The following is a 26,380-nucleotide window of genomic DNA, read 5'->3' on the forward strand; positions in this document are numbered from 1 at the left end:
ATTAAGCTGCCGCCTCTTCAGGTTTAGGAAAACTCAACAGTAGGTCACGATAATAATCGTATTGCTTTTGGCGCAGTTCAATTTCGCGTGGAAGCCCCTCTTGAATTGAGTGAGTCAATACATCAAATTTATCTAAAATGGAAACAATGCGATTCTGTTTTTCAATTGATGGTATAGGTATCTGGAACTTCGAAAACTCCGCCTTAGTAATCGTTTTCAAAGTGCTTCCTCTGGCGAATTCTTTTTCTTTATCAAATTTAGCCTTTAGCTGATGTGCAAAATATTTTTTATTTATGTCTGACTTATAATTGGTAAATATAGCTAAAGTTCTATCTACATAACAATCATATTGGGTGATGGCAACACGCCCAATCGTACCTTGCAAGGAAACTATAACAGTACCTTTTTCAACAAATACACTTTTAGGCTGAGCCAGTTTAGAAATTTTCTGTTTCGTTTTTGTATTAAGTTCGAAGCCAAAATCTGCCACATCTGCAACCTGAACAAAAGGCATACAGCCCTCTCCATCAAACCACTCACTGTTTCCATAGGGCTGAGGGAATGAACCGCGCCTAAAAGATGCAACATCCTCTAGGTTCTTCCACTCTACCTCCCCATCATCAAAACTTAACAACTGGTCGCGGTAAAAATTGTATTGTTGCTGCCGCATAATAAGCTCAGCGGTCAGCTCAGCGGTCAGCTCAGCGGTCATAGCGGTAAATGCGTCAAGAATGCGCACAATTTCAGCTTGTATTGTCAGCGATTTTTCTGGGTTATCTGGGCAAGGGATTGGGATACTAAAGTCTTTGACCTTCGCATCAGAAATAGCTGGATATGCAGAACCACTCTGATTCTCTTCAAGGTACTTTTTAAAATCACTTGAGGAAATCAAATGCAAAATCCACTTAGGTAGAGTCACATCCCTTTTCACTCGCAATACACAATATCCTGTGCTCGCAACTGCTCCATCATATTCCTCATCAATTAAGCAATAGCGCATTTGTGTCGGACGAGTTGTTGCAAATAATACATCGCCTTTTTTTACAAGCTTTTGAGCACGGCTGGGCGCATTGCTAGCTTTTACCTCAGTTGTTTCTATTATTTTTTTTGTATCAACGCTGACTGAAGTTAGATCAATATACTGATGGCTTTCAGAAGTTTCACGCCACTTTATATTCGTTGTTCGCTCAGTAACTTCGCTGATCGGAAACCAAACCACTTCAACACCATCGAGTAGTTTCTCTACATAGCTAAAATCGTTCATGCCTCAACCTCCTCACCGTCAATTTCCGCAACTATGGCATCAATATCACTGCGAAGTCGGTCTATTTTCGCAACGGTAATTTTAAGCTCAGCATTGAGCTTATTTATGTCTACTAACTCACGAGTATCTTCGGACTCTACATAACTGCTTACCGAAAGGTTGTAACCATTGCCTGCTATGATCTCCAATTCAACCGATTTAGCAAAATGATCCACGTTCTCTTTGCTGGCAAACACTTTCATGATGTCTTCGATGTGCTGATCAGACAGTACGTTGTTATTGGTTTCTTTTTTAAATAAACCGCTGGCATCAATAAACTGGGTGGTGGTGTCGGTTTTGTGCTTAGACAACACCAAGATATTCACGGAAATGGTGGTGCCAAAGAACAGGTTAGGTGCCAGTGAAATCACGGTTTCAACATAGTTGTTATCAACCAGATATTGGCGAATTTTTTGCTCAGCTCCACCACGGTAAAAAATACCGGGGAAGCAAACAATCGCTGCACGACCTTTGCTTGATAGGTAACTAAGTGCATGTAATACAAAAGCAAAGTCTGCTTTTGATTTTGGGGCGAGAACACCTGCGGGCGCAAAGCGGTCATCGTTGATTAGGGTTGGGTCGTCGCTACCAATCCATTTCACTGAATAAGGCGGGTTAGAGACAATGGCATCAAACGGTGTATCATCTAAAAAGTGTGGTTCGGTTAAGGTATCACCCAACTGAATATTAAACTTGTCGTAGTTAATGTTGTGCAAAAACATATTCATACGCGCCAAGTTATAGGTGGTGTGATTAAGCTCTTGGCCAAAAAAACCATCCTCAATGATATGCGCATCAAAGTGCTTTTTAGCTTGTAAGAGCAACGAGCCCGAACCCGCCGCAGGGTCATAGATTTTATTCACACTGGTTTGGCCGTGCATGGCCAGCTGCGCGATCAATTTTGAAACGTGCTGGGGGGTAAAAAATTCGCCACCGGATTTACCCGCATTCGCGGCATAGTTTGAAATCAGGAACTCGTAGGCATCACCGAATAAATCAATTTGGTTGTCTTCAAAATTACCGAAGGTTAAACCTGCTACGCCTTTTAACACCGCTGCAAGGCGTTTGTTTTTTGCCTCTACCGTATTACCCAGACGATTACTGGTGGTATCAAAATCCGCAAACAAGCCTTTGATGTCTTTTTCTGAATCATAGCCATTGGCTGAGTTTTCGATTGCAGCAAAAATTGCTGCCAAATCCGTATTTAAATTTTCGTTTTTGTGTGCATTAGCCGCCACATTGCTAAACAACTGGCTAGGGTAAAGAAAATAGCCTTTGGTTTTAATGGCATCTTCTTTAGCAAACTTGATGTTTTCATCATCGTCAGACATGGCAGCATAATTAACGCTCTCATCTCCGCCTGTGATGTAGTTGACAAAGTTTTCACTGATAAAACGGTAGAACAGCGTACCCAGTACATATTGTTTAAAATCCCAACCATCAACTGAGCCTCTTACATCGTTGGCAATCGCCCATATTTGGCGTTGAAGTTCGGCACGTTGTTGTAAACTTGTCATATGTTAATTCCTGCTTTTAATTCGTCATAATTCGTTTATGGGTTATGCAATATTCACTGTCGTCGAACATCATTCGTTAAACCCTGGAGCTAAATTCAAATTTCCGACCCCGTAGAGTGTCGGAGTATTCTTTAACCAAAGTTGATATTCAGTGCCTTGAAGGCTGTGTGCTTTGGAACAATCCACATGCCATTGGCGAAGCAAATACCCAGCGGTTGCCGCTCTAATCTCAACCTTTAGAACGCCACCCGTCATGCCATAGTCCAGCTCTATCGCTTCGCTGTGCTCTATGCGTGGATGCGGCACTAACTCTAGCTCTACAAAGCGGTTCCATTGCCGGTCTTGGGTTTCGAGCTCGGTTTCAGACAAAGTGGAACCTTCAAGCACAGCCGCTGCTTTAATTCGGGTCAGTACAAAGTCACGAAACTCATTATGCTTGCGGTCAAAACCACGAACGTGCCAACGCAGGCCATTGTCCACCAGCGTATGCGGCACAATTTCACGCGTGGTTTCACCGCTCGATAACGACACATAGGTGATACGCAAGGCTTTGCCTTTGTGTATGGCCTCGGTGACTTTCGCTACTATCGATAAACTCGGCTTGTTAAGGTGATAAGGCGCTTCACACGCAAGAGGTGGTGTTACCTTTCCAGTAAAGCCATCACCGTACCCTTGGCTAATGGTTGCCAGTGTTCTCACAACGTCATAGTCGAACAAGGGCTCAAAAGCTTCACCACGCTTATGCAACTTGAGCTTTTGGTCATACTCAATGTTGCCTGGTGCAAGCTCTCGGTACATTGTGAAGTCTTTCGTTGCTTGTGCAGCAGCTATGCTGAACCGATCTACTAAGTCTGCCCGTACCGCTTCTCCCTTAAACAATAAGGTGAAATCGATGTGGGCAATGCGATCCCTGGTTGCTTGTGGCAACTGCGCTATCTGCGAAAGCCTATCTGGCTTCGCCACTACCGTTTGTTTCAGACCATCATTTGTCATGCGTCTTGTTTATCCAATTCAACCAGATTCTTAAAACTCTGTTTATAAAATACGGACCGACATCGCGTAATCACATTGAAAAGCGTCACTCAATGCTGCTCTTCATCCGCAATGACTAATCAATCTCTACCGGTTGAAGCTGGACAGATGGCCATAAAACACTGAATAGGCCTCAACCTAATTAATTTTATTAGGTATCATCCTATCACAAATTATTTTGTAGGGAAGACTAAGCGGCAACTTTTTGATCTTGATTGCAATTGCCGCTCAGGTATGGGCGTTAAGACATTGTTTCATGTCATCGCTGATAGCTGCTATTAATGCGCTACCCGAACCAGTGGCACCACGATGTTACCGCGAAGCGATACCCCTTTGTCCGTCTCTGTAGACATCAAGGCTCGTTGCTCACTCTCCCGAACACGCCTAGCAACTTCTGCCTGGGCTGGTAGCAATGGCAGCATCCCTTCAGCAATCGCGTCTGGGGCCGATTCTTGGCCACAGGACATCAAATGCTTCCATGGATCTTTAAGAAAGCGCTCGAACGTGATGCCAAATTCAATGATGCGGGCAGAGACGAAGATTTCGCCCCAGTATTCAATGTAGGTGTCTTGGTACATGGAAAGATTCCTCTTGTTGGTTAAACCATGAGTTCACTTTCCATTTTCCATAGGTTTTCAAATATGCAAGGCTTACCTTGTAGAGAGCTACAAAGCTTTAAATCGATTGCGGGCATCTTTGTAGTCATAGTGGGCATGTTCTGAGCCACGATGATACAAATCATCCAAGTAAGTTTGTTCCTGCGGCAACTCGTCTTCGCTGATTTCGCGCCACCAATGTTTGTTGGCACCTTTAACACCGTCATGCCAGCGGTAACCACGCTCTTTTAAATAGTCCTTTACGTCAAACGGCGCACCAAACGCACGAACTAACACAGTTCGCCTGTCTGCTTCAGACAACAAGTTTGCAACGGACTCGGGCAACAAATGAAACAGCCAGGCCATCGCCAAACAATCGGTTGCAGCTCGGTGTCCTTCATAAAACCAACCTAAGCGAAGCAGCAGGTACTCAAGTTTTCGACTTTCAAAACCCAGCGCCTTCCAATCTATGCCACTGGCTGAACAGGCCCAAGATAGATGTCCTAATGCAGCAAACCGCTTTTCAAAGAAAGGACGATCAAACTGTGCATTGTGTGCAACCACCAGCGGATCATCGGATAACCAACTCGCTACCAGTGAATCATCAATGTGCTGGCCTTGCACCATATCATCGGTGATACCCGTTAAGTCGGTAATCAGCTCGGGGATTGGCTTGCCGGGATCTTCATACAAGCTGATCACATCAACAATCGACACAATCCGCTGAGCAGAGGGGCTGTAAAGCACCTTAACCATACCAAGCTCAATAATGGACTCATCATCGGAAGACAGTCCGGTTGTCTCTGTATCGAGCAGCACCATTGGCTGTTCATCACCGACCATAGGAGAAAGTTCAAGTGGCCAAGTCTGCGGCTCACGCGTTAATGGAATGCGCTCCAGCAATCTAAAATCTTCTGGTCTGTCTGGGATATCCGCGAGGCGCTCTAGCGGAAATGGCGCAGGGGCTCTTGTCATTGATGGTTCCTCTTCAATTCTATTGTTCGCTTTAGGTGATTTCACTGTGCCACAGGTTTTTCTAAATGCACCTTGGATACCTAAGCGTTTTTTTAATCTTTCTACTGGGTGAACCCATGTATGAAGGCTTTGGCTAAGCCTTTCAGAAAGCCTTAGCTAAACCCTTTAGGTAACCCTTACCGATACCCTTTACGTATGGCTTAGCCAACCCCTTTTCAAACGGTTGCAAAAGGCTTGAACTGAATTCGACTGAGCATTTTAATGGTGCTCCTAACTTCGCTTTAAGCCAGTAAATTCAATACGAAGCAGAATTTTACTAACTGTTTTTAAACCCTTTGCAAAGGGTTCAACAAGCCTTGTCTGACGGTTACTTGACCCATGCGTTAACCAGTAGCAGTAACAGGATCAGTAACAGAAACAAGAGCAGTAGGCAGAAGCAGTATTGTCCAAGCCTTGCAGGCTTTGACGAGGGCGAGCGATCCCCCACATCTAGTTTTTCAACACAAAAAATAAATCACCGACAACACAGCGTCTTACTCGAACAACTACAGTTTTACCTACAATTTTACTTGTAGAAATCAGCATAGCATTAGATACTGTATAAACAAACAGTATCAATTGTGATTTTTCGAGGTTCGTCATGAGTGTCTCGCTGATAGGCCGTAGCGGCGCACTTGCCTTCATCAAAGCCAAGCGCCTTCGTATTCCATTGTTCATGGAACGTGTTTCTGCTGGTTTTCCCTCCCCAGCGCAGGATTATGTTGAGCAAACGCTCGACCTCAACGAGCTGTGCATCAAGCGACCAGCTGCAACCTTCTTTGTGCGTGTTGAAGGTGATTCAATGATTGATGCCGGGATTCACCCAGATGATATTTTGGTGGTTGATCGCTCTGTCCAAGCAGAACACGGTGACATTGTCATCGCTGGTATCCATGGAGAACTCACGGTAAAGGAGCTTCAACTTAGGCCGTGCGTCATGCTGATCCCAAGAAACCGGGCGTATGAGCCCATCCATATTCCTGAAGGGACAGAGTTAGAGATATTTGGTGTGGTCACCAATGTGGTGCGAAACATGCGCCGTAAGTCGTGACTATCCCATGCCTGTGTTTGCTTTGGTGGACTGCAACAACTTTTACGCCAGTTGTGAGAAGCTGTTTCGTCCTGATTTAAAAGATACGCCGGTTGTGGTGCTGTCCAATAACGACGGCTGCGTGGTTGCACGCTCGCGTGAAGCTAAGTTACTCGGTATTAAAATGGGTGTACCCGTCTTTCAAATCAAATCTGAAATGCAGCGCCATGGCATTTTGGCATTTTCGTCTAACTATGCGCTGTATGCGGATTTAAGCAGTCGAGTGATGCGCACTTTGGAGGAGATGGCACCACGAGTAGAGGTTTACTCCATTGACGAAGCGTTTTTGGACTTAACCGGTATTGAGTCTGCCATATCTCTTGTCGAGTTCGGACAACAAGTGCGAGAGCGCATAGGCCACTGGATTGGGATCACCGTCTGTGTAGGCATTGCACCGACTAAAACACTCGCCAAACTGGCAAACCATGCCGCTAAAAAGTATCCAGCCACTCAGGGCGTTGTAGACCTGACCAATCCAGAACGGCAACGTCGATTGCTCGCATTAGTTCCGGTTGATGATGTTTGGGGCGTTGGTAGACGGCTTTCTAAGCGTTTAAATGCGTTGGGTATCACCACAGCCTTAGATCTCGCCAATGCCTCTCCTAGAGCCATCAGAGACCAGTTTTCGGTGGTTTTAGAAAGAACCGTCAGAGAGCTCAATGGTGAGTCGTGCATTGAACTTGAAGAGATCCCGCCAACTAAGAAGCAAATCGTCTGTAGCCGTTCATTTGGCGCAAAAGTAACGCAATTTGAATTGTTACGTGAGGCCGTATGCGAATACGCAACCCGCGCCACTGAGAAGCTACGCAAAGAACAGCAGCAAGCCAAAGTGATGACCGTGTTTATACGAACCAGCCCCTTTAAGGACAACGAGCCGCAGTACAGCAATTCCGCATCCGGTGAGTTACTGATCCCCAGTTGCGATACGCGGGATTTTATCGAGCTGGCCAGTCACTTACTCAAGCGGATATGGAAGGATGGTTTTCGTTATGCCAAAGCGGGCGTCATGCTGTCTGACTTTTACGATCCAGGCATGTTTCAACCAGGACTATTCGATGACGTATCGACCCGCTCTAATAGCCAGCAGTTAATGTCTGTATTGGACACCATTAACCAAAGCGGTGCCGGAAAGGTTTTCTTTGCTGGACAAGGTACGAAGAAAGATTGGTCGATGAAGCGAGAGCATTTGTCTCCCGCTTATACAACACGCTGGGACCAGTTACCACGAGTGAAGTAGACCCTGTGATTCAATAGGCATTCACTCTGCGACGTAGCATGTTGAGCTTATCAACCTGGCGTCGAACATCACTGAAGAATTCTTCTTTCTCCATGGCCAGCGCTAACTCCCATTCTTTGGCTAGACCTTGGCAGTCCAAAAATGAGTATCTCAGCTTCGTCTTTGAAATACGCAGTCCCTTGCTAAAGACCACGCGCTTGCCTCGTTGACCGTGAAAGCTGTTGATGTACCACTCTATGCCAAAGCCATACTTAAAGTCTCTGATACGGACACCAAGCAGCCCCCAATCTTTAAAGAGCTCATTCTCACGAACCTTGTAATGGGTAACCCAAAAGTCATCAACTTCAGCTCGTGCTAGCGCTTTTAGCCTGTCTGTTTCTTGCTGAAGTAAATCTGATACCTCTGCTTTCCATTGTTCATTGACGATTTCTACCAAACCAATTTCCCCATCCAATTAACCCCAAAAGCCAAAACCACTATCCGTTTGGCTTTTGGATCGAAACGCCAAACGTAAAACTGCCGTAACAATCACTGTTTGGCGTCTCGATATAAATCAACTCGCGCAATCCCATACCTGACAAGGGATACAGCCCGATTTCACTTAAAAACGCCTAAAACGACGTATCGCCATGAAGATACAAACCGTTTGGCGAGTTCAGGCCAGAATGCAAACGACGTTTGGCGTCTCGATTTTTTTGGCTAAGTCATCCGCCGCCAAACAGAGCCTATTCTCATACTTTTACGAAAATGCAATAGGCAGATAGATGAAAGGATTTGTCACCTTTCTGCCCACCGCCAGTGCACCGAATCCTGATAATGACATTTGAGTGAACCGCCAGAGCACTTGGAAAAGCCCAAGCGTGACCAGTGCGGTTGATTGAAAACTGTTAGAGCACTTTGAGTGCACAGGAGATAAGTATGTTTGTACTGGGCGTAGATATCGGTTACTCAAACCTGAAGCTGGCAATTGGCCAATCAGGCAGTGAACCGAAAACCATTATTCTGCCTGCGGGTGCCGGTCCTGCGGATCGTATGCCAGAGCGTATCGGTGGAGGCGATGATGAAACTTGTTTGTATGTATCTGTCGATAATGAGCGTTGGGCCGCTGGTGTGCCTGCTGGACGCCTTCAAGGCTGGGAACGAGAGCTTCACCCGGAATATCCCACCACAAAAACCTATAAGGCGCTTTTTCATGCCGCCTTGTTAATGGCTGAAACTGAGTCCATCGATTTGGTTGTCACTGGATTACCGGTTTCCCAGTTTCATGAACCACAACGTAAGTCTGACCTTGTGCAGCGTTTAAAAGGTGTCCATCAAGTGACGCCTAAGCGCAGCATCACAGTTCATGACGTCAAAGTGCTGCCGCAGCCTGCTGGTGCCTATATGGATCTGGTTCAAACAGGTGGTGATTTGGGCTTGATTGAAGAAGGTCGCGTCGTCGTCATAGATCCCGGCTTCTTTTCTGTTGACTGGGTTGCCCTTGAAGCCGGAGAAATTCGCTACAGCTCATCAGGAACCAGTCTTCAGGCAATGTCCGTGCTACTGGAAACCATTGATAAGCTGATTTCGGAAGATCATGGTGCCAAAGTAGGTATGGATCGACTTGAAAAAGCCATGAGAACCGGCGACTTGCAGGTCCTGCTATTTGGAGAAAAAGTCGATATTTCACCTTATCTGAATGCTGCCATGAAAAAGGTAGCGCCTGTTGCTCTTACAGCCATGCGCCAATCTATGCGCGACGAAAGCATTAATGCGGACTTGGTATTGATCGCCGGAGGTGGAGCCTTGGCTTATAAGGAAGCGGCCAAGGAGATTTTTTCACGAAGCAAGATCATCGTGCCTGAACAGTCTGTTTTGGCGAACGTCCGAGGCTTCTGGTTTTATGGGGCGTGATCATGAGAGTTGTCGTCAACATTCCCCCAGGGAGCCACCCAGAACTACTCAAAGAATTGGAAAAGACGCCGCCACGGGAACGTGCTGAGCGTCTGAGGATGCTGGCCACCTTTGGCTTAATTCACATGAGCCAGCCCAATCTACCCACCACACCTGCACCGGTGGATGGCCATGCTCCAGAAGTTGAAATTACTTCTGTGAGTAAAGCGCCTGAACCCAAAGCAGAATCACGTAAACAATCTTTAAAATCAAAACTAGGGCTGGGCTTATAACATGGCGTTATCAGTTAGCTGGCTCGATGCCAGGTTAAATAAAGAAGCAAAAGAAACCGTAGTAAAAGCCGACCGAGACGGGCTAAGTGCTCGGGTATCGCCCAAGGGCAAAATTGTTTTTCAGTTTCGTTATCGTTTCGATGGCAAGCAACAGCGGGTAGACATAGGTACATACCCACTAATGAAGCTTGCTGAAGCCAGGAATGAGCTGGATAGGTTAAGGGCAGTACTTGATCAGGGCAGAAATCCCAAGCTCTACCTTCAGCAGGAACGGGCCAAGTATTCTGCCAACCAAAGCTTCGAATCGATTTTTCGAGACTGGATAGACTCTGCCGGTAAGCAAGGGCTAAAGGAGAAAACGTGGCACTACCAAAAACGCAGCAGTGAAATATATTTGCTGCCCCGACTTGGCAAGTACCCATTAACTGACATCAATGAATTGTCCTTGCGAAACTGTCTTCGTGAGGTTTCGGAGTCGTCCCCTTCAAACACAGAGCGCCTAGTGTCTGTACTGCATAAGTTCTATGACTGGCTGATTGATGAACAAATTTTGGAAATTAACGCTGCCGCAGGGATCACAGCAAAGAAAGTCGGTGGTAAGAAAGGTAAACGAACTCGGGTGCTAAACGATAACGAGATCAGGATACTTTGGCGCTATTTGCACGAGTCAAAAATTACTGAGAAGAACCGCATCTACATTAAATTGCTTCTGCTATTGGGCGGTCGCAAGGGAGAACTCATTCAAGCTGAAAAGCATCACTTTGACTTGCAATCTGCAATGTGGACAGTGCCTATAGAGATCCGCAAACAAGGTGAGAAAATTGGAGCGCCAATCATGCGGCCATTGATTAAACCTGCTATAGAGCTGATTGAATTGGCGATGCAGATGAGTAAATCAACTTACCTGTTTCCCGCGAACGGACAAGATGAGCTTGCCACAAATGGCTTTGATACCACTATTCCTAACAATGTGAAAATCTGGGCTCGCAGGTCGCTTGGTATTGAGATGGAACATTGGTCTATGCATGATCTTCGCAGAACGATGCGAACGCGTATGTCGGCCATCACGACGCAAGAAGTTGCCGAGTTGATGATTGGCCACAGCAAAAAAGGGTTGGATGCTATCTACAACCAATATCAGTACCTGGATGAAATGCGTCATGCTTACGACGTTTGGTATCAACAGCTAGAGACCATCATCGAGCCGACAGGCTTTCCATTCAACTGGCGTTTCGGACAATAAAATAAAAGAAAGAGGCTCAGTCCTCTTTCTTCTCATACTCCTCCAAATCTTCAATGTGCCACAGCTTGTTTCGTGTATTTCGGTTGATACGAGGTTGCGGCAAGCTGCCATCTTTTATTCTTCGCCAGAGCGTCGTATAGCTAATGTGGTAACGAGCCATAACTTCGTAAGATGTTAGAAAAGGGGTTAATTGGTGCGCTACTGCTGTCATCTGCTTTCTCCTGAAAATCAATGTAAAGCTATCATCGCCTGATTCATCACTTGTTGATGGTCAGAAAGATGCATGATTTGTTCAGAAGATCAGCCTTATCAAAACACAAATGTTGCTATTAGGTACTTTTCAGCTCAAACCTATGAATAACAAGGGCTACAAGGCGGTTTGTGTCATGAATAGCAATCAACACGCCTAACGAGAAAAATTTGTACACACTGTTTGTACACTCGCAACGATGACACACCAAAAACTACAATGACGAACCCTTTAAATTCATAAACTTATAAACAAAAAACTAGAGATGATCGCATTTATTCCGTTTTTGTAATGTCGAAACCAAAGTACCAAAAGCAGGAGGTACTTTCTTCATCAAACCCAATAACCACAAGGCCTACAGCCAGATTTGTGTCATGGAATTTTCGCCAAAGGCCTCTAAAACGGAATTTGTACTCAAGTTTGTACACACTTTCCGAGGTTACGCTTGAACATCATTGAAAAGCAAAGAAACGAGAAAAAGACAAAAAGCCTTTAAATTCAGTACGTAGAGATGTGATTGTGGTGTGCAATGAAAGGTGGTTTTAAGCGTTGAAAGGCTGGGCGGCATCAGGGTGCGAGATAATGGCAAAAGTGCGGCGTTTGTTTATTTCTTCAGACACCTTAGAGGACACTTTTGCCTTTTTTTTAGCATCAGTTGCAGGGGTGCTTGTGGCAGAGGCCATGACATACTTCCTTAGGCAGTACAATCTGCTTTTGCAAATTGAGTAATTAATACGGTCGTTTCAGGGTGCGCGATTGTAGCAAAACACGCCTGTTGATTAAATTACTTTTACGCTAAACTCTCCTCATAAACAAAGCTCGGGCTTCATCTTTATTAAATCTCACACAAAAATAAGTCTTCCGCCGATAGTTCTGTCAGGAATGCTGCTTGCCCTGTCAGGAACTTTCTTATTTTCATTAAAACCTATAGTAATCAAATATGCATACGCTGAAGGGCTTAGTAGCGCACAGGTCATTTGTCTGCGAATGCTCTTTTCCTTGCCATTTTATGCGGGCGTCCTTATCTACTATTATTTTAAAAAACCAGAGCGACGCAAAGTGGTTGTTAAACATATTATTCCGGTTGCAGTACTTGGAATACTCGGTTATTTCGTCGCAAGCTATTTAGACTTATTGGGGCTTAATTACATAAGCGCCCAACTTGAACGCGTTGTTCTTTTTTGTTTCCCTACCATTGTAGTATTAATGTCGGCAATTTTTTTCAACACCAAATTGCCTAAAAATATCTGGCTTGTGCTTGCTATGTCTTATTGCGGGATTTTGCTTATATTCGCACATGATATAACTACATTAGGCAGTGAAGTTGCCTTGGGCACAGGTTTAGTGTTTTTAAGTGCGATAGCCTTTTCAGTTTATGTGCTTTGGAGTAAACCTTTAATGCTTAAAATGGGCTCGCAAGTGTTTACCAGTATTGCCATGATTGCTGCAAGTGTGGTGATTTTTACGTTTTTTACGGTAAGCGAATCGCTATCTTCACTCGCAGTATCAAAAGAGGCACTATTGATTTGCGCTGCGCTGGCGTTTTTCTGTACCGTGATCCCGTCTTTACTCGTTGCAGAGGCAATTCAACGGATAGGACCTGAACGCACTAGTATTGCTGGCACAAGCGGGCCGGTTATTACCTCGATTTTAGCTGTCGTGTTTCTCGAAGAAGCATTCACAATGTATCACCTCACGGGGCTGGTGCTAATTATTATTGCAATTGGATTGGCATCAAAACAAAAATAACAACAAAAATAACGACAAAAACAAAGAAACCTAAGAATCGTTAACTCACTACAGGTTTAAAGAGTAGAGGAAGGCATCACTTTTGTTCCCCTTTCCGTCATCATAGTAGTTTTTTCGCCTTCCCACGTTGACAAAGCCGAAGCGTTCATAAAGTTTTATGGCTGCATGATTATCTGCATTTACTTCAAGATGTAAAACCGGGCACTGTAGAGCGCATAATTCGTGTATCCCCCACTCTAAAAGCGTTTTTGCAAGGCCTTGCCGGCGATAGCTTGAAACTACCCAAATATCTTCTAGTTCAGCGGAATCAATGAGAAGAGAATCTAGGTTAGAATCTGCTTTTGCATCTGCTTCTGCGTCAAAACACTCACTTGAAGATAGTATAATCGGATTGATAATTATCATACCAAGCACTGTATGGTAATCATGATTTGCACCTACCATTAAAGCGCTGGTAGTATTGCTCAGTGAGCCCTTAAAGCTTGTGTAAGACCAGGGGACAGTGCGATTTTTGCTAAAATGTTTATATGCGGATTGCATCATTGCATCATTGCAATCACTTCCCCTTATGATACGAAATTCAGGCGCTTTGATTGCAGGCTTTTTTTCAGGCATGTTTAAGAAGATCTACGTGCTCTTGAATTGCTTGCCAGATACTGCGTTTTAAGTCGCTGTCGGCGACAGTTAGCGTGAAAGGCAGGGTTAGTCGACGACTAATTGGATCAAAGCTTATTGTTTGCGCATCACTAAACTCACAGTCTTCCTGCTGGATATTAAGAAGCGCCAATACGTCATTAAACCAAGGTTTCAAGCTTATAACAGCCTGCTCTTGCTCGCTCTCATAAGCACGGTATACATCAATGCCCATTGCTTGCAACAAAGCGGTTTGTTTCTTTGAAATTGACTTAAGCGCAGCGTTTTCTTTGAAAGTTTGCATTTGGTTAGCTGATGTCGTCATGGCAAATTATATACATTTATCGATTGGCAGTTTATCACTTGGCCTTTAATCAATTGGCGAGATGTGGAGATAGTAAAGGAATATCGACAAAGATGAAACAAAAGAAGTGGCAGGGGTGGAGGGACTCGAACCCCCAACCATCGGTTTTGGAGACCGCTGTTCTACCAATTCGAACTACACCCCTAGCTTGCTGGGCATTATAGCGATGCATAGCAATAAATAAAGCAAATTTTTAGGCTTTTTGAGGCGACTGCTCGCGCTTTGAGCAAATTGCCTGATGCGCTTGCCACCATAATTGATAGGTAAAAATCACCAAAGGCTGCAATAATTTCACGCGCTGAAACACTTCTTCCCGATGATAGTCACACAACTCGACATAGCGTAAAACGAGTGCATCCATCTCTTCTTGTGAGAATCCGTTGGCTAACCCGCAGGCGAGAAGATCGAAAAATCGGCAGCCTAATCCCGCATATTCCCAGTCAAAAAATAGTCCTTTTGAACTGGCAATGTGATCTGCGCTTAAGTCGTTATGACACAGCGTAAAATCATCAGAGAGGCGCAAACAATATTGCTGGTACGTGTTTGTATACTCTTTTGCTTTTGCTTTCCATTTACGCTGAGGGTCCTTAATTGATTTTAGGTATATTCCCCAGTGGCCAGGCAAATCAATCTTGGGAAGCAAACGGATGGGCAAGCCTACGATTTCGCTATCCTTTGATAAGGAAACTGTGTCATGGAGAAGCGGCTGTTTGTGTATCCTTAAAAGACTTTGAGCTAAAAGGTCAATGTCATTCTCACTAGCTGGCTTTGATAGGCCGTGAACTTTATGCGACACCCATTCTTCTATGTATACCTTCTGGTCGCTTGAGAGGTGCAAAGGCCTTGGCGCCAGTCCATATTTGGCCAATTCGAGCTGTAGCGCAAAACTGTGTTTTGGTTTGATTGGCAAGTGGCGTGTTCCCATGAACTGCTTTACTAAGTAGCGTCTGTTATCGATTGTCAGACAATAACTGGCGTTGAGCGCGCCAGCATGCAAGTTTTCTAACTTAATTTGCCCGCCGGGTGAAAGATGCTGAACGCAATACATGAGTAACTGATGATTTTGCATCTATCTTTATCCATGCTCAACTTGAGTGGAAATTTTTAAGTCTTTTGACCAGTTGATATAGCCGCGAATTGCAATGGTGATGTAAAGGCACATGAGCAATACCGTCAGGTAAAGCCCTGCTGACCAAAATAGATAGATACTGGCGATGTTGATTAAGGTCCAGTAAACCCAAGACTGAAGATATTTTTTAACGGTTAAATAGGTCGTCAGTAAAGAAAAAACCGTGATCGCAGCGTCAAGCGTTAATAGCTCGTAGGCAAACCATCTGTTCGCATTACTTGCCAGCAGATAAGTCATTATTAAACCTGCCCCTATAAACAGGATATGCAGCTTTAACGGCATGACCAGGGCATTAAAATCTTCCGTTTCATTTATTTTCCAGTGGTAGAAGCCAATCACTGCCATCAACATATAATAGAGGTTGAGTAACATTTGAAAAATAAGCGAAACATCGAAAAACACAAAGGTGTATAAAGTCGTTGAAATCAGTGCGGCTGGCCAACACCAAACCGACTCTTCTGCCGCCAACCAAACGTAAGTAACAGAAAATACAACAGCAAGCAGCTCAAATACGCTTTGCTGCTGCCACTGTTGTATAATGATGTCAGCTACTTCATTCAAGCTGGAACGTCCAAGTGAGTACCATTTAAAAACTTACAAACGAAGATGGCTTGCCCAACTTCTTCGTGTGTGCGCTTTATTTCGCGCCCAAGTATGTCCATTACAAATTCATAATTACCTTTAACCAGGGTATTGGTAGTGCTGGTTTTAACTTCCAGCTCTCCATAGCTGTTTAGCCTATCAATAAAGTCCTGAATTGGCACGACATATTCTTCAGCCAGTGGATAAAGAGAGATTTCAACTAATAGTTTCATAAACGTTCCTGTTTCTTTCTGTTACCGTTAAACGCAGACTAGATAAACATACACTAGGTGCGAGGTTTAAAATTGATATTGGAAGCTCACACCCACTTGACGCTCCTGTCCAAATTGGAAGTAAGGTTCGTCAAACGCATATTCATCTCTTGGATCGTTACTGAATCCACCGAATCCGCGAGTATAAACACGCCGATCAAACACGTTTTTAATCCACAGCCGAACCAGGTATTCATTTTTCTCCCACGTCAGGTTGGTGTTTACAATTGCTGTAAATGGCGAGCGCTCTTCATGCCCATCAGAAAAGCGATAATCATCTTTGGCGCTTAAGTCTGCAAACCACGTCCAATGCTGGAAAAGTGCCATCGTTGAGGCCATATAAAACGTAAACTCGGGAGCTTGCGCCTGGTCTTGCTTTGGCACAAATGACCCATCCAGTCGCTCGTAATCGCCAAAGGTCGCATCTAAATAACCAAGATTGGCTATAAGCTGCCAAGACGGACTTAATTGCCATTGCGAGGTTAGTTCAACTCCCTGATTAATTCCTGTATCTGTGTTTCTGATAGCGTCAGCAAAAGAAGTCACCACGCTTCCATCTTCAAGCACATTTTCAAAAACAGCAAAATCATTCACTTGCGCATCATCACGCTTCATGTGAAAAAGCGTCACCTGATAACGACCATCAAAGCTTTCTAACTCGCCTTTTACGCCAGCCTCTATGTTCCAGTTATACTCAGGATTAAATGTACGATCATCAGTGGACAGACGCTCGTCTAAATTAAAACCGCCTGCTTTGTACCCTCGCGAAAGACTGGTAAACAATAAAGCGTTGGCAAGTTGATAATCAAGAGTGATTGAAGCCGCTACCAAGGTATCTGATAGTTTTTGTGCGAACGCATCTGAATCAGAGTAATCAGCCGAAAACTCCTCCACACGAGCGGCCACTGTTATCGCCATGTCCTCAGAGACAGTAAAGCCATATTGCCCAAAAACCGCCAGTGAATGAGGTGTGTAAACGCTGCTAAAATCGCCCTCGTTAAACGTATACTGTCTGAGTAGTGCTTCATCTGTGTTTCGGTAACTCAGTCCTAACACCCAGTTTTTATCTGATTTACCGTTTAATTTGGCATCAAGGCCACTTCTTGTCACATCTCTTAAATATCGATCAAAAGAAGAATAAGTAAAAGGATGAAAGGCCGGATACGTCCAGTCTTCATCGTAAGCATAATCAAACTCACCATCCAGATAGAATGCGGTAATTTCAGCTTGTGCGTTTTCGAATGTTTGCGTCGCTTTGATGCTTGCCGCATAGGCTTGGGTTTTGTCAAAACCTGGCTCGTCTGATTGGGTAATATTGTCATTGTCTAATGAAAAGGCATCGTAGCCATTATCAATATCAAAAAAATAGAAGCGTGTATCAAGTGACAGGCTTTTATTCATCTGTGTATTAAAAAACAGTGTCGCGCTTGTTTCGTCAATGTTGTTTGTATCATCAACATCTAAAAACGCGTTTTCTACAAAGCCGTCCTCTTTTGTATTTTGAATGCTCGCTCTAAAAGAAGTGCTGTCTGTGATGGCGTTTGAATAAACACCGCCCAATTGAAATGCGCCGTATTGTCCTAGGGAAGTCGTGAGCAGTGCCGACTCTTCAGTCGATGCAGGGTTACTTACCAGTTTAATTACCCCTCCCAAGCTATTCGTTCCCACCGCGACCGACTGCGGACCCGAAAGAATTTCTACTTGCTTCAAATCAAATAAGGTCGCTAAACTTCCCAAGCCTGAGACATCAATGTCATCAATAAGCAGGCCAATTGATGGATTAATGGGCTCAGCAAATTGACTGCGCTCCCCTATCCCCCGAATCTGAATAAACTTTCCACGACTTGAACCGGAGGTGAAGTTGACGTTTGGCGCAATCGCTAATATATCCTGCAGATGGCGCGCCTCTTGCGATGCAATCTGCGTCTCGCTCAGCACAATATTGCTTCCAGGTAATTCCGATAAGGCGCGCATTGATAAATCTGTCGTCACAATGATTCGCTCGACCTCATCAATATTTGTGCTCGCTTGAGTTTGTGAAAAAGCGGGTTGCACCAATGCAAGGCTACATGCAAGCGAAGTCAGAAAACGGTTCTTATAAAGTGTTGATAAATTTTGCATATTTGGATCTCTTCTATATGAAAAGACCCGGTATTACGGCAGGTAAAAGGTGATTTGAGTCAACCATTCCTACGCCGGTACTAACCGGATCAGGTGAATAAGGGTTTTCAATCGAATCTCAGCAGCGTTTGCTGCACCCCTTGGTTTAAAATCGTTCTCATTTCTTGAAGCAACACTTCAAGAGGCGAGAATAATAACAATGCGAGCTTTTAAGTCAATATCTTCACGAAGATAAGTTTAATTGTTTTATCTCCTGTTCGGTTTGCGCTTTTAAAATTTCAGGCGTTTTGCCATGGGGAACTGGCTGACGTGTTTCAGGATCAACTGCGACAAAAACAATATCATCAGCCAAACAAATTGTTTTTTTGCTTGCTTTATTGCGCACCAAACAGCTGACCGTGATTGAAGTTCGCCCCACATGTTTGGTTTCAAGGCCAAACTCCACAATATCGCCCATGGTGGCTGGTGACTCGAAGCTTATTTCACCAATATGCTTGGTGACCAAACAATTGGTTTCTAATTGACAAATTGCGTATATAGCCGCCTCTTCATCTATCCATTCCAAGGCCCGTCCACCAAACAGCGAATTGGCGTAATTTAAATCTTGAGGCATAACCAATCGTCTTGATAAAAATCGCATATGTGCTCTCTTACATGTAAACTAATTTGATAATTTGATCATACCCTATTTTTCGAATGATTCCTTGTGCAGACCTAGAAGCATTGTCTGATTGGCTGAAAAAGCGACATGAACTCACACGTTCACGGCAATTACTCGTTATTGAGCACGACAAAGAAACCCATCATGAAACTGGTGTAGCTTTAAAACAAATCGTTGACTATTTTAATGACATCACCGTCTTTAGTGATAGCAACAAAGAATGGTTTAAAGAGCTGAATGCTGATGCGGATAAGCACAATCACGAGACTAGTGTTAAAGCGCGGATTGAGTCCACAGATAAGGTGTTAAAAAGTCTCGGCCGGGAGCATGAAGTCGTTGTACTTGACTGCATGGAAGGATTAAATCCAAACACGATTTACGCAGCTTCTGGTTTGGTTAAAGGTATGGGCCTATTCGTTCTTATCTGCCCTCCAGCGTCCATTTGGAAGACATATTACGCACATAAATCTGGTTTTCCAACTAGCTATAAATACTCAGTAGAAGTCAGTTATTTTGCTCGTTACTTTAAAAAAGTGCTTTTAAATAACGCAAGTACCGCCTGGTATGGCAGGCAAGGTATTCAATTGCCCATTCCAGCGATCCCTCAACCACAGAAAAATGAAGTCAGGTCAATCAAACGTTTTACGCAAGAAGATGCTTTACAGTTAGTTTGCGAAACCTGGAAAAAAGAAGCACAACTTTTTGTTGTTACAGGCTCGAGAGGAAGAGGTAAATCTACGCTGCTGGCGCAAATTGCTCACTATATTTTGAGCGATACGACCATGTATCATCAGCACAGAATATACTTATGCGCGCCGAGTAAAGCCCAGTCTGACGTAGTAAACCAATATTTGTGTGACATCTCTGGTAACAAAAATACGATCGCCCATCTGGCGCCCGACCAAGCCAGTAAAATCTCGAAAAATGACATTGTGCTTGTAGATGAAGCAGGCAGTATTGCGCCAATGTGTTTGGACAATATCGTTTCACATTCTCAATTTGTAATAATGACCAGTACCACTGACGGCTATGAAGGCAGCGCAATGGGTTTAATGCAGCGCTGGCTACCCAAGCATTCAAGGGTTGCAAAACATCTAAACCTTACCAAAGCGCTCAGGTGGGATGACAACGATGCACTTGAATCTGTTATGCAAAACTTGTTTGCGCCAAGGATGCCCACTACTGAAATGGCAAATAAGCCAGAAGACACCGCAGAAAACAAAGACGACCTAAAGCTTTTAGTCCAAAGTGCACATTTGCAAGAAATAAATAAAGAAGCGCTAGTAAACTCTAAGTCGCTTTTTGATAGCTGCTTTTCTTTGCTCATGCACGCACATTATCAATCTACACCTACGGATATGCTGAGAATGTTAGATGCGCCTGATAATCGAATCTGGTTGATGAAGCATCCTGCACTTACTCTTCCCCTTGGCATCATTTGTACTATCGATGAAGGAGGAGAAAGCGTTTTCACAGACCCGACGATACGCAAGGCAATAAGTGAAGGACGTCGACGTGTTCAAGGACATTTGTCTGCGCAAGCGCTAAGCCAACTTACACAAGAACCTGAGATATTAAGATATCCTTTCTTGCGCATACATCGTATTGCAGTGCATCAAGATTACCGTCGGTGCGGGATTGGCTCGCATATGCTCACTCAGCTTCAAAAACTGAATGTCAGCAAACAGCTTATCACCTCTTTTGGCTTGAGCCCTGCATTAGACAATTTTTGGTATTCTCAAGGCTACGATCTGGTTAAACTTGGTCAACGTGTAGACACCAGTAGCGGAACACTTAGCGCGTTGTATGTGCATCAGCAATCAACTTCTTTGACATGCAAACAATTAAATGTGCAAAAACTGCAGAACATGGCGGCAGTAACACTGGCATATCTAAGAAAGTACGGTCCACGAACTTTTTCCCTTATCCCTGAATCACTGCGGGCTAGGCTTGCACATTTAAATGACTCTTCAAATGAAATTAATTTGAAAATAAAGCGCTTTTTAGATGGGGAAGTAAGCTTCAAAATGGCAAAAGCATTTATCTATGCAGATTTAATTAAGTGTAAGAACGAAGAGGTTTTAAAAAGTTTTGACGCCTTACATCAAAAGCATCTAAGTGCTGAAGAGAAGGCCAATCTAAGCGAATTGATTAAAACTCAAATGCGTTCAATGCGAAACTGAGTTTGTGACTTACAAAAACACTTGACTAAAACATAACTTGAACATGCTTCGAAAGAGCACAAAAAAGCCCGTTTAGAACGGGCTTTAAAAATTACCGATTATTAAAGGCGTATGCCTCTATTTTTCGCTTTTTCCTTGATATACGGGATCCAGGCGTTTGCATTTCTACGCAGCTGAGCGTCCTTTGCAGCCTCTTCAGCATGTTCAAATGCGTCTCTGTAATTACCCGCATAGAAATTAGCTTCCATTAACGAGAAATGTACTTTCCCAGGGTCACTAATATTCGCAGCCAATGCTCTCTCAAGCGCCGTGATTGCACCTTTGTAGTCTTCCGCAGTTAGCAGTAACGCGCCTTGCTTTCTGTACATCTCAGGATCGTTAGATTTTTGAGCAGCCTGTGCATAATATTGCGCAGCTTCTTTAAACTCTTTCGCCTGATGATAACTGTTGGCAAGCGTTGCTATTGAATCAGCGTCGTTGTCAATTTCACCTGCTTCCATAAACTTCTTTTGAAGCTCAGCGGATTTAAAAGGTACTTCTTGACTGGCATAAAGCTGCACAAGTGCCTTGAATTCAGCTGGACGCTGAACAAATCCCTGCTTGTAAGCCAGTGAAAAGGTTGATAGCGCCTTTGGATAATCCTCAGTCAACATGTAGTAAAAACCTAACTGCGTCCACCATTGCTTTTCTGTAGGAAAAAGCTGAACCAGTGTTTCGAGCGTTTTCAAACCCTCTGGATAGTTCTTGGTTTCATGATAGGCGTTTACTTTCAACGCGTAAGGATTTTTATCCGGCTTTTCCTGCAACGCAATCGCTTTGTCAGCGGCTTCAATTACCTTGTCGTACTGCTGAAGTTCAGAATATGCCTGCGCCATGCGCGTGTACATTTTCTCTTCTTCTTTACAGGTAAATTCCATCCACTGATTGTAGTAGCTTATCGCTTCACGATATTTCTCTTCCTGAAGCGACAAATCGCCGACTAATTGCAATAAGTCTGCCTGATCACGATCATTAAGGACTTTCGCCTTAACGGCACCCTCGAGAAGCGTCAAAGCTTGCGGAGCGTTTTTAGGGTCCTGCATCAACAACATTTGACCGTACAAACGATCTACCGCTGCCTTATCAAACTCTTCTTTAGGATCAATTTCTCTGATAATCGAGATAGCTTCACTCAGTTTTTCTTCGTTGTAAGCTTCAATTGCAGACTGAAGCTTTTTACCTGTCCTTTCACTCAAAATTTGAGTTTTAGGTTGCTTATAGCCAGGGCATGCAATTGCTGGATTTGACTGTGCAAAAGAATTTGCAGCCACGCTACTAAGCATTACAAGTGAACACAGCGCGACAGATTTTCTTTGAAACGTATTCTTCAATAATTTCATAATTAATTACCTGCCAATGTGAAATCTAGTTTTACCTGCAATCCAGTTTGCTTTTGAGCGACTCCATCAACCACTTTTGGACGATACTTCCATTTTCTAAGGGCCCTTTTAGCTTCTCTGTCAAAAACTCGTTTTGGATCAGCATCTAAAACTTCTACGTCTTCAACACCACCTACTTCGTTAATTGAAAAAGATAAAAGCACCCAACCTTCTTTACCGTCACGAGCGGCCTCTGGTGGATATTTGGGCTCGATACGAACGATCGGCGTTGCATCACCGTCACGCATCATATCTCCTATTCCGCCTATACCGACGTTCACACCACCAGTATCAACTCCTGGAATACTTAAACTGAAACCGTCGGTGTTTGGTTCAGCTTGGTCTGGCTCTACCAACTCAACCTTTGGTGGCTCCTGAGGAGGAGGTGGAGGCGGAGGCGGCGTTCTAACACGAGTATTTGCCTGGTCATCAGGTTCGTTCATGACGATATCGATCACTGGCGGAGGTGGCGGCTTTTCGCCAGGTTCACCTGTATTTTCAACAAGCTTTGCCATCACAACAAAAAGTGTGAAAGCAACACCTGCGCCTAATAAAATCGAGACTAAAAATCTAACCATTTTATTCGCCCCTCGTCGCAACTGCTACACGTTCAATACCTGCAGCTTTAACCTGATCCATTACTTCGATCACCAAGCCGTGTTTTGCTTTTGCATCAGCCTGTATAAACACAACATCAGTCGGTTGTTCCAGTAATAGCTTTTCAAGGTTAGCTCGTACCGCATCAATTGAAATCTCTCTGCGGTCCATCCAAACATCACCGTCTTCAGTAACAGCGATAAAAATATTGGCGTTTTTATACTGCACCGCCGTCTCACCTTCTGGCTTATTCACTTCAATACCAGCTTGCTTGACGAAAACGGTTGTTACAATGAAGAAGATAAGCATGATAAACACGATGTCGAGCATCGGCGTCATATCAATCGCTGCTTCTTCTTCTGGCTCTCTTACTTTACGTCCCATAACAACCTCGTTTAATGATGCGGCAAGCTATCAACTAATGACTCTTTCAGCATTTTTGCTTTTGCTTCAATACGTGAGCTAAAGAACAATCCTGAAAGTGCTGCAACCATTCCTGCCATTGTTGGAATAGTAGCCATCGAGATCCCTGCGGCCATCAATCTAGGGTTACCAGTACCTTGTGTTGACATGGTTTCAAACACACCAATCATTCCGGTAACTGTACCCAATAATCCTATTAGAGGACACATTGCCACTAAAGTTCTGATCATTAACAATCTTGCTTGTAAACCATCAGCTGCTTGTGAAATCCATGCGTCACGAATTCTATGCGCGTACCAAGAGGTCGTATCTTCACGTGCTTCCCAATCGGAAATAATTTGCTTCTTAATTCCGGGGAACACTGAAGTTAAATACCAATAGCGCTCAATCATTAACACCCACATTAGAAAGAGCGCGGCAGCAACGACGTAAAGTACGTCACCGCCGGTTGCGATGAATTCCCTGACAGATTCCCATAATCCAATCAGGTATAACATCTTTACATTCTCCCTGGAGTAGTCGTCGTAGTTACTGGACGCTCATTTTCAGCGTGCTGAGCGATAATACCAGCCGTTTGCTCATCAAGAATGTGAACAATAGACTTGCTGCGACCTGCAACGATGCTGTGCATAAGAATCAACGGCAATGCTGCAATGATACCCTGTGCAGTTGTTACTAGAGCCATTGAAATCGATCCTGCCATGATGCGTGGGTCACCAGTACCGAACAACGTGATTTGTTGGAAAGTCGCGATCATACCTAGTACCGTACCCAAAAGACCTAATAGCGGTGCAATTGCGGCGAAGATTTTTATGATATTAATACCCGCTTCAATACGAGGAAGTTCCTTAAGAATAGCTTCGTCCAGTTTAAGCTCCAAACTTTCTGAATCAGCAGACTTGTTTGCTTGATATACTGTCAAAATGCGACCAAGTGGGTTGCTGTTCGAAGGATTATCAATGTTATTCAATTGAGACTTCATCTTAGCGCCAACGGCGGTAAGTGAAACAATTTTGAATACACCAATAAGCAGACCAATGATTAGTAAGCCAGTAATAATGTAACCAACGATACCACCTGCATGATAACGCTCAGACAAAGTTGCTTTCTGCTTGAACAATTCAAGAATTGCGCCGCGAGATGGGTCAACATAAGTACCAACAAAGCCACTACTTGCATCCATTAGGTCTTGCGTTGAAGCAACCTGATAACCTTCAGGTTGACGACCTAGCGGCTGAATTTTGTCGTCTTCATCGTTGTAAACAAGGTAACCTTGCTCACCAACTAAGTTGAAGGTACCGATACGAACAACTTCCTGAGTCGTTGAACCACCGTCAAGATCTACTACTTCTGTTGTGAAGCGAGAAACTTTACCAGACTCAGTCATTTCAGTTTGAAGGGCTAACCATAATTCTTCCAACTCGTTAATGTTTGGAAGACCTTTTGAATCCTGTGCCATTTCAGCAAGAAATTCGTCACGTCCTGGGTACTCAGCACTTACAATCGATGTTGAAATAACACCGTAAGCGTCTGCTGATGCTTGACGAACTACACCAAACATTTCACCTAAAGTTCCAGATGCTTGATCAAGTTCTGTCTCTTTATCGATTAAGGTTTGTTCGTTCTGAGTAAATTGATTTTGTAAGCGATCTCCACGTTCTTCTTCAGCTTGAAGAGCGGCTTGAGCACGACGTAAAAGCGCCTGCTTATCTGCTCTTTCGTCCATAAACTCTCGCTCGCGCGCTTCATTGATGCGCTGTTGAGATACACGGTCATTTTTTACTTGTTGAAGAAGTTCATCAAGTGTATTTGGTGATGATTGCGCATTTGCAAAACCTGCTACCAAAGCAATGGATGCTGATGCGACAAGTGTCTTTATTGTTGTTTTCATTAACCCTTACTCCGCTGCTTTGATTGGTAGTTCAATAAGATCTTCTGGCACTAGACCTTGCGCCATTCTTACAGCTGTAATAACTGAATCAAGATATTCGCCGCCTAACTCTTCCCAGGCACGCGTTTCGTTATTCCAAACGTAAGCTGTTGACTGGTCAAGAGTGAGTGCTAAAAGAGCGGTACGACCTAAGTTAAAGAAGTCAACAGATACATCCGTTCCGCCAACGTTGATTGTTCCATCGTAAGACTGGATAGTACGGCCGTACTGATTTTCAATTGAATATGCATCAAGCACTAAACGAAATTGCTCAGATACTGTTACATCTGAACGGGTCATCAGCGTACGTAAACGCTCAACACGCGCTAAACGCTCTTCCAGGTTGATTGGCACGTCTAGCTGTATAAATTGCTCCAGGCTATCAATCATCTTATACATGAGCGGAACAATTTTTTGCTTGGTATCTTCAATTGAATCGATTTGGCGTTGTAGTGAATCAATGGCACGCTGTTGGTCAGCCACTAAACCTGCAAGGTAATCGTTATAGATTTTGAGGTTTTCTGTTTGATCAACAACTGCTCGATATTCAACAAGCAACTCTTGAGATTGCTCAAACAAATTATTGATTTTTTGCTGTGATTTGGCCGCCGCAACTTGAATTTTACGTTCTTCTTCCTGTAACTGTTCAAGTGGGTTCGCGAATGCAACGCTACTTGCAGATAAGGCAATTGCGCCTAACACACAAGAAGCAATGTGAGTTCTCTTGCTCATTTTGGACATATTCCCAACCGTTTTAGTCTAGTTAATTGCTACATATGACAATCGTCATTGCGCTTTATTTTGTTCATATTTTTGCCCGAGCTTTGTCAGGGCAACACACAAATAGTCACAGGATGTTACATAAATGTCA

29 protein-coding genes, 1 tRNA gene and 1 riboswitch are annotated in these 26,380 nt (G+C 43.9%); of the genes, 8 read left to right on the forward strand and 22 right to left on the reverse strand.

Going from position 1 to position 26,380, the window contains the following annotated elements:
* Position 1: 1 nt before the first annotated feature.
* The 4 genes from D6V41_RS02475 to D6V41_RS02490 all read right to left on the reverse strand — a co-directional run bounded on the left by D6V41_RS02475 (position 2) and on the right by D6V41_RS02490 (position 4,319).
* A complete protein-coding gene (locus D6V41_RS02475) occupies positions 2–1,264 on the reverse strand; it encodes a restriction endonuclease subunit S (RefSeq protein WP_136249875.1) in 1,263 nt (420 codons plus the stop codon).
* The gene (locus D6V41_RS02480) at positions 1,261–2,820 is read right to left on the reverse strand and encodes a type I restriction-modification system subunit M (protein ID WP_136249876.1); all 1,560 of its coding nucleotides are present in this window, start codon (positions 2,818–2,820) and stop codon (positions 1,261–1,263) included. Before D6V41_RS02480 ends, D6V41_RS02475 begins: the two co-directional genes overlap by 4 nt.
* A gap of 69 nt (positions 2,821–2,889) precedes the next feature.
* Positions 2,890–3,813 (reverse strand): WYL domain-containing protein, encoded by a 924-nt coding sequence (locus D6V41_RS02485; protein ID WP_136249877.1) that lies wholly within the window; start codon positions 3,811–3,813, stop codon positions 2,890–2,892.
* Between the two features lie 317 nt (positions 3,814–4,130).
* Positions 4,131–4,319, reverse strand: a complete 189-nt coding sequence (locus tag D6V41_RS02490) for a hypothetical protein (protein WP_479680815.1) — start codon at positions 4,317–4,319, stop codon at positions 4,131–4,133.
* 3 nt (positions 4,320–4,322) lie between these two features.
* Between D6V41_RS02490 and D6V41_RS18420 the strand changes: the two genes are divergently transcribed.
* Positions 4,323–4,454: a hypothetical protein gene (locus tag D6V41_RS18420; protein ID WP_262593537.1), complete on the forward strand. Its 132-nt coding sequence runs from the start codon at positions 4,323–4,325 to the stop codon at positions 4,452–4,454.
* A gap of 63 nt (positions 4,455–4,517) precedes the next feature.
* Here the strand turns inward: D6V41_RS18420 and D6V41_RS02495 are convergent, their stop codons facing one another.
* Positions 4,518–5,423, reverse strand: coding sequence for a 3'-5' exonuclease (locus tag D6V41_RS02495; protein ID WP_136249879.1), 906 nt, complete (start codon positions 5,421–5,423; stop codon positions 4,518–4,520).
* Positions 5,424–6,063: 640 nt separating this feature from the next.
* On the opposite strand from D6V41_RS02495, the gene umuD reads away from it, so the two are divergent.
* Positions 6,064–6,513, forward strand: coding sequence for a translesion error-prone DNA polymerase V autoproteolytic subunit (gene umuD / locus D6V41_RS02500; protein ID WP_005394623.1), 450 nt, complete (start codon positions 6,064–6,066; stop codon positions 6,511–6,513).
* 7 nt (positions 6,514–6,520) lie between these two features.
* The gene (umuC, locus tag D6V41_RS02505; RefSeq protein ID WP_136250079.1) at positions 6,521–7,789 is read left to right on the forward strand and encodes a translesion error-prone DNA polymerase V subunit UmuC; all 1,269 of its coding nucleotides are present in this window, start codon (positions 6,521–6,523) and stop codon (positions 7,787–7,789) included.
* A gap of 10 nt (positions 7,790–7,799) precedes the next feature.
* Here umuC and mobI read toward each other — a convergent pair whose 3' ends face one another.
* Positions 7,800–8,243, reverse strand: coding sequence for a conjugative transfer protein MobI(A/C) (mobI, locus tag D6V41_RS02510; protein ID WP_119788507.1), 444 nt, complete (start codon positions 8,241–8,243; stop codon positions 7,800–7,802).
* Between the two features lie 464 nt (positions 8,244–8,707).
* Between mobI and D6V41_RS02515 the strand changes: the two genes are divergently transcribed.
* The 3 genes from D6V41_RS02515 (at position 8,708) to D6V41_RS02525 (ending at position 11,197) form a co-directional block, all read left to right on the forward strand.
* Positions 8,708–9,682: a ParM/StbA family protein gene (locus D6V41_RS02515; RefSeq protein ID WP_000497807.1), complete on the forward strand. Its 975-nt coding sequence runs from the start codon at positions 8,708–8,710 to the stop codon at positions 9,680–9,682.
* 125 nt (positions 9,683–9,807) lie between these two features.
* Positions 9,808–9,954, forward strand: a complete 147-nt coding sequence (locus tag D6V41_RS18110) for a hypothetical protein (RefSeq protein ID WP_168710912.1) — start codon at positions 9,808–9,810, stop codon at positions 9,952–9,954.
* Between the two features lies 1 nt (position 9,955).
* Entirely contained in the window at positions 9,956–11,197 is a 1,242-nt protein-coding gene (locus tag D6V41_RS02525; RefSeq protein WP_022614392.1) for a tyrosine-type recombinase/integrase, read from the forward strand.
* Between the two features lie 16 nt (positions 11,198–11,213).
* Here the strand turns inward: D6V41_RS02525 and D6V41_RS02530 are convergent, their stop codons facing one another.
* Positions 11,214–11,408 (reverse strand): helix-turn-helix transcriptional regulator, encoded by a 195-nt coding sequence (locus D6V41_RS02530; protein WP_136249881.1) that lies wholly within the window; start codon positions 11,406–11,408, stop codon positions 11,214–11,216.
* 581 nt (positions 11,409–11,989) lie between these two features.
* Positions 11,990–12,130 carry a hypothetical protein gene (locus D6V41_RS18115; protein WP_168710913.1) on the reverse strand — a complete coding sequence of 47 codons (141 nt, stop codon included), beginning with the start codon at positions 12,128–12,130 and terminating at the stop codon, positions 11,990–11,992.
* A gap of 199 nt (positions 12,131–12,329) precedes the next feature.
* Here D6V41_RS18115 and D6V41_RS02535 point away from each other — a divergent pair, with 199 nt between their 5' ends.
* Positions 12,330–13,196, forward strand: a complete 867-nt coding sequence (locus tag D6V41_RS02535) for a DMT family transporter (protein ID WP_136249882.1) — start codon at positions 12,330–12,332, stop codon at positions 13,194–13,196.
* A gap of 48 nt (positions 13,197–13,244) precedes the next feature.
* Here the strand turns inward: D6V41_RS02535 and D6V41_RS02540 are convergent, their stop codons facing one another.
* From D6V41_RS02540 to D6V41_RS02575, 8 genes are all read right to left on the reverse strand, one after another.
* Entirely contained in the window at positions 13,245–13,811 is a 567-nt protein-coding gene (locus D6V41_RS02540) for a GNAT family N-acetyltransferase (protein WP_136249883.1), read from the reverse strand.
* Positions 13,804–14,133 carry a hypothetical protein gene (locus tag D6V41_RS02545; protein WP_168710939.1) on the reverse strand — a complete coding sequence of 110 codons (330 nt, stop codon included), beginning with the start codon at positions 14,131–14,133 and terminating at the stop codon, positions 13,804–13,806. Before D6V41_RS02545 ends, D6V41_RS02540 begins: the two co-directional genes overlap by 8 nt.
* A gap of 128 nt (positions 14,134–14,261) precedes the next feature.
* Positions 14,262–14,338: transfer RNA gene (locus D6V41_RS02550), tRNA-Trp, on the reverse strand.
* A 48-nt stretch (positions 14,339–14,386) separates the two neighbouring features.
* Positions 14,387–15,262, reverse strand: coding sequence for a phosphotransferase (locus D6V41_RS02555; protein ID WP_136249885.1), 876 nt, complete (start codon positions 15,260–15,262; stop codon positions 14,387–14,389).
* A gap of 6 nt (positions 15,263–15,268) precedes the next feature.
* Positions 15,269–15,883, reverse strand: coding sequence for a nicotinamide riboside transporter PnuC (pnuC, locus tag D6V41_RS02560; protein WP_136249886.1), 615 nt, complete (start codon positions 15,881–15,883; stop codon positions 15,269–15,271).
* Positions 15,880–16,137: a hypothetical protein gene (locus D6V41_RS02565; RefSeq protein ID WP_136249887.1), complete on the reverse strand. Its 258-nt coding sequence runs from the start codon at positions 16,135–16,137 to the stop codon at positions 15,880–15,882. Before D6V41_RS02565 ends, pnuC begins: the two co-directional genes overlap by 4 nt.
* Positions 16,138–16,203: 66 nt before the next feature.
* Entirely contained in the window at positions 16,204–18,297 is a 2,094-nt protein-coding gene (locus D6V41_RS02570; protein ID WP_136249888.1) for a TonB-dependent receptor, read from the reverse strand.
* Positions 18,298–18,346: 49 nt separating this feature from the next.
* A riboswitch (TPP riboswitch) is annotated at positions 18,347–18,448 on the reverse strand.
* Positions 18,449–18,520: 72 nt separating this feature from the next.
* The gene (locus D6V41_RS02575) at positions 18,521–18,937 is read right to left on the reverse strand and encodes an acyl-CoA thioesterase (protein WP_136249889.1); all 417 of its coding nucleotides are present in this window, start codon (positions 18,935–18,937) and stop codon (positions 18,521–18,523) included.
* A gap of 83 nt (positions 18,938–19,020) precedes the next feature.
* Here D6V41_RS02575 and D6V41_RS02580 point away from each other — a divergent pair, with 83 nt between their 5' ends.
* Complete coding sequence (locus D6V41_RS02580) at positions 19,021–21,141, forward strand: GNAT family N-acetyltransferase (protein WP_168710940.1); 2,121 nt, start codon at positions 19,021–19,023, stop codon at positions 21,139–21,141.
* Between the two features lie 101 nt (positions 21,142–21,242).
* Here the strand turns inward: D6V41_RS02580 and D6V41_RS02585 are convergent, their stop codons facing one another.
* From D6V41_RS02585 to D6V41_RS02610, 6 genes are read right to left on the reverse strand one after another with little or no spacing between them, the layout of a single operon-like run.
* The gene (locus tag D6V41_RS02585) at positions 21,243–22,520 is read right to left on the reverse strand and encodes a tetratricopeptide repeat protein (protein ID WP_136249891.1); all 1,278 of its coding nucleotides are present in this window, start codon (positions 22,518–22,520) and stop codon (positions 21,243–21,245) included.
* 2 nt (positions 22,521–22,522) lie between these two features.
* Positions 22,523–23,137 carry an energy transducer TonB gene (locus D6V41_RS02590; protein ID WP_136249892.1) on the reverse strand — a complete coding sequence of 205 codons (615 nt, stop codon included), beginning with the start codon at positions 23,135–23,137 and terminating at the stop codon, positions 22,523–22,525.
* 1 nt (position 23,138) lies between these two features.
* Positions 23,139–23,540, reverse strand: a complete 402-nt coding sequence (locus D6V41_RS02595) for an ExbD/TolR family protein (RefSeq protein ID WP_136249893.1) — start codon at positions 23,538–23,540, stop codon at positions 23,139–23,141.
* Between the two features lie 11 nt (positions 23,541–23,551).
* Entirely contained in the window at positions 23,552–24,076 is a 525-nt protein-coding gene (locus tag D6V41_RS02600) for a MotA/TolQ/ExbB proton channel family protein (protein ID WP_136249894.1), read from the reverse strand.
* Between the two features lie 2 nt (positions 24,077–24,078).
* Complete coding sequence (locus D6V41_RS02605; RefSeq protein ID WP_136249895.1) at positions 24,079–25,470, reverse strand: MotA/TolQ/ExbB proton channel family protein; 1,392 nt, start codon at positions 25,468–25,470, stop codon at positions 24,079–24,081.
* Between the two features lie 6 nt (positions 25,471–25,476).
* Positions 25,477–26,241, reverse strand: coding sequence for a DUF3450 domain-containing protein (locus D6V41_RS02610; protein ID WP_136249896.1), 765 nt, complete (start codon positions 26,239–26,241; stop codon positions 25,477–25,479).
* Between the last annotated feature and the right edge of the window lie 139 nt (positions 26,242–26,380).

The organism is Ningiella ruwaisensis (assembly GCF_004798935.1).
Lineage (GTDB): Bacteria > Pseudomonadota > Gammaproteobacteria > Enterobacterales > Alteromonadaceae > Glaciecola > Glaciecola ruwaisensis.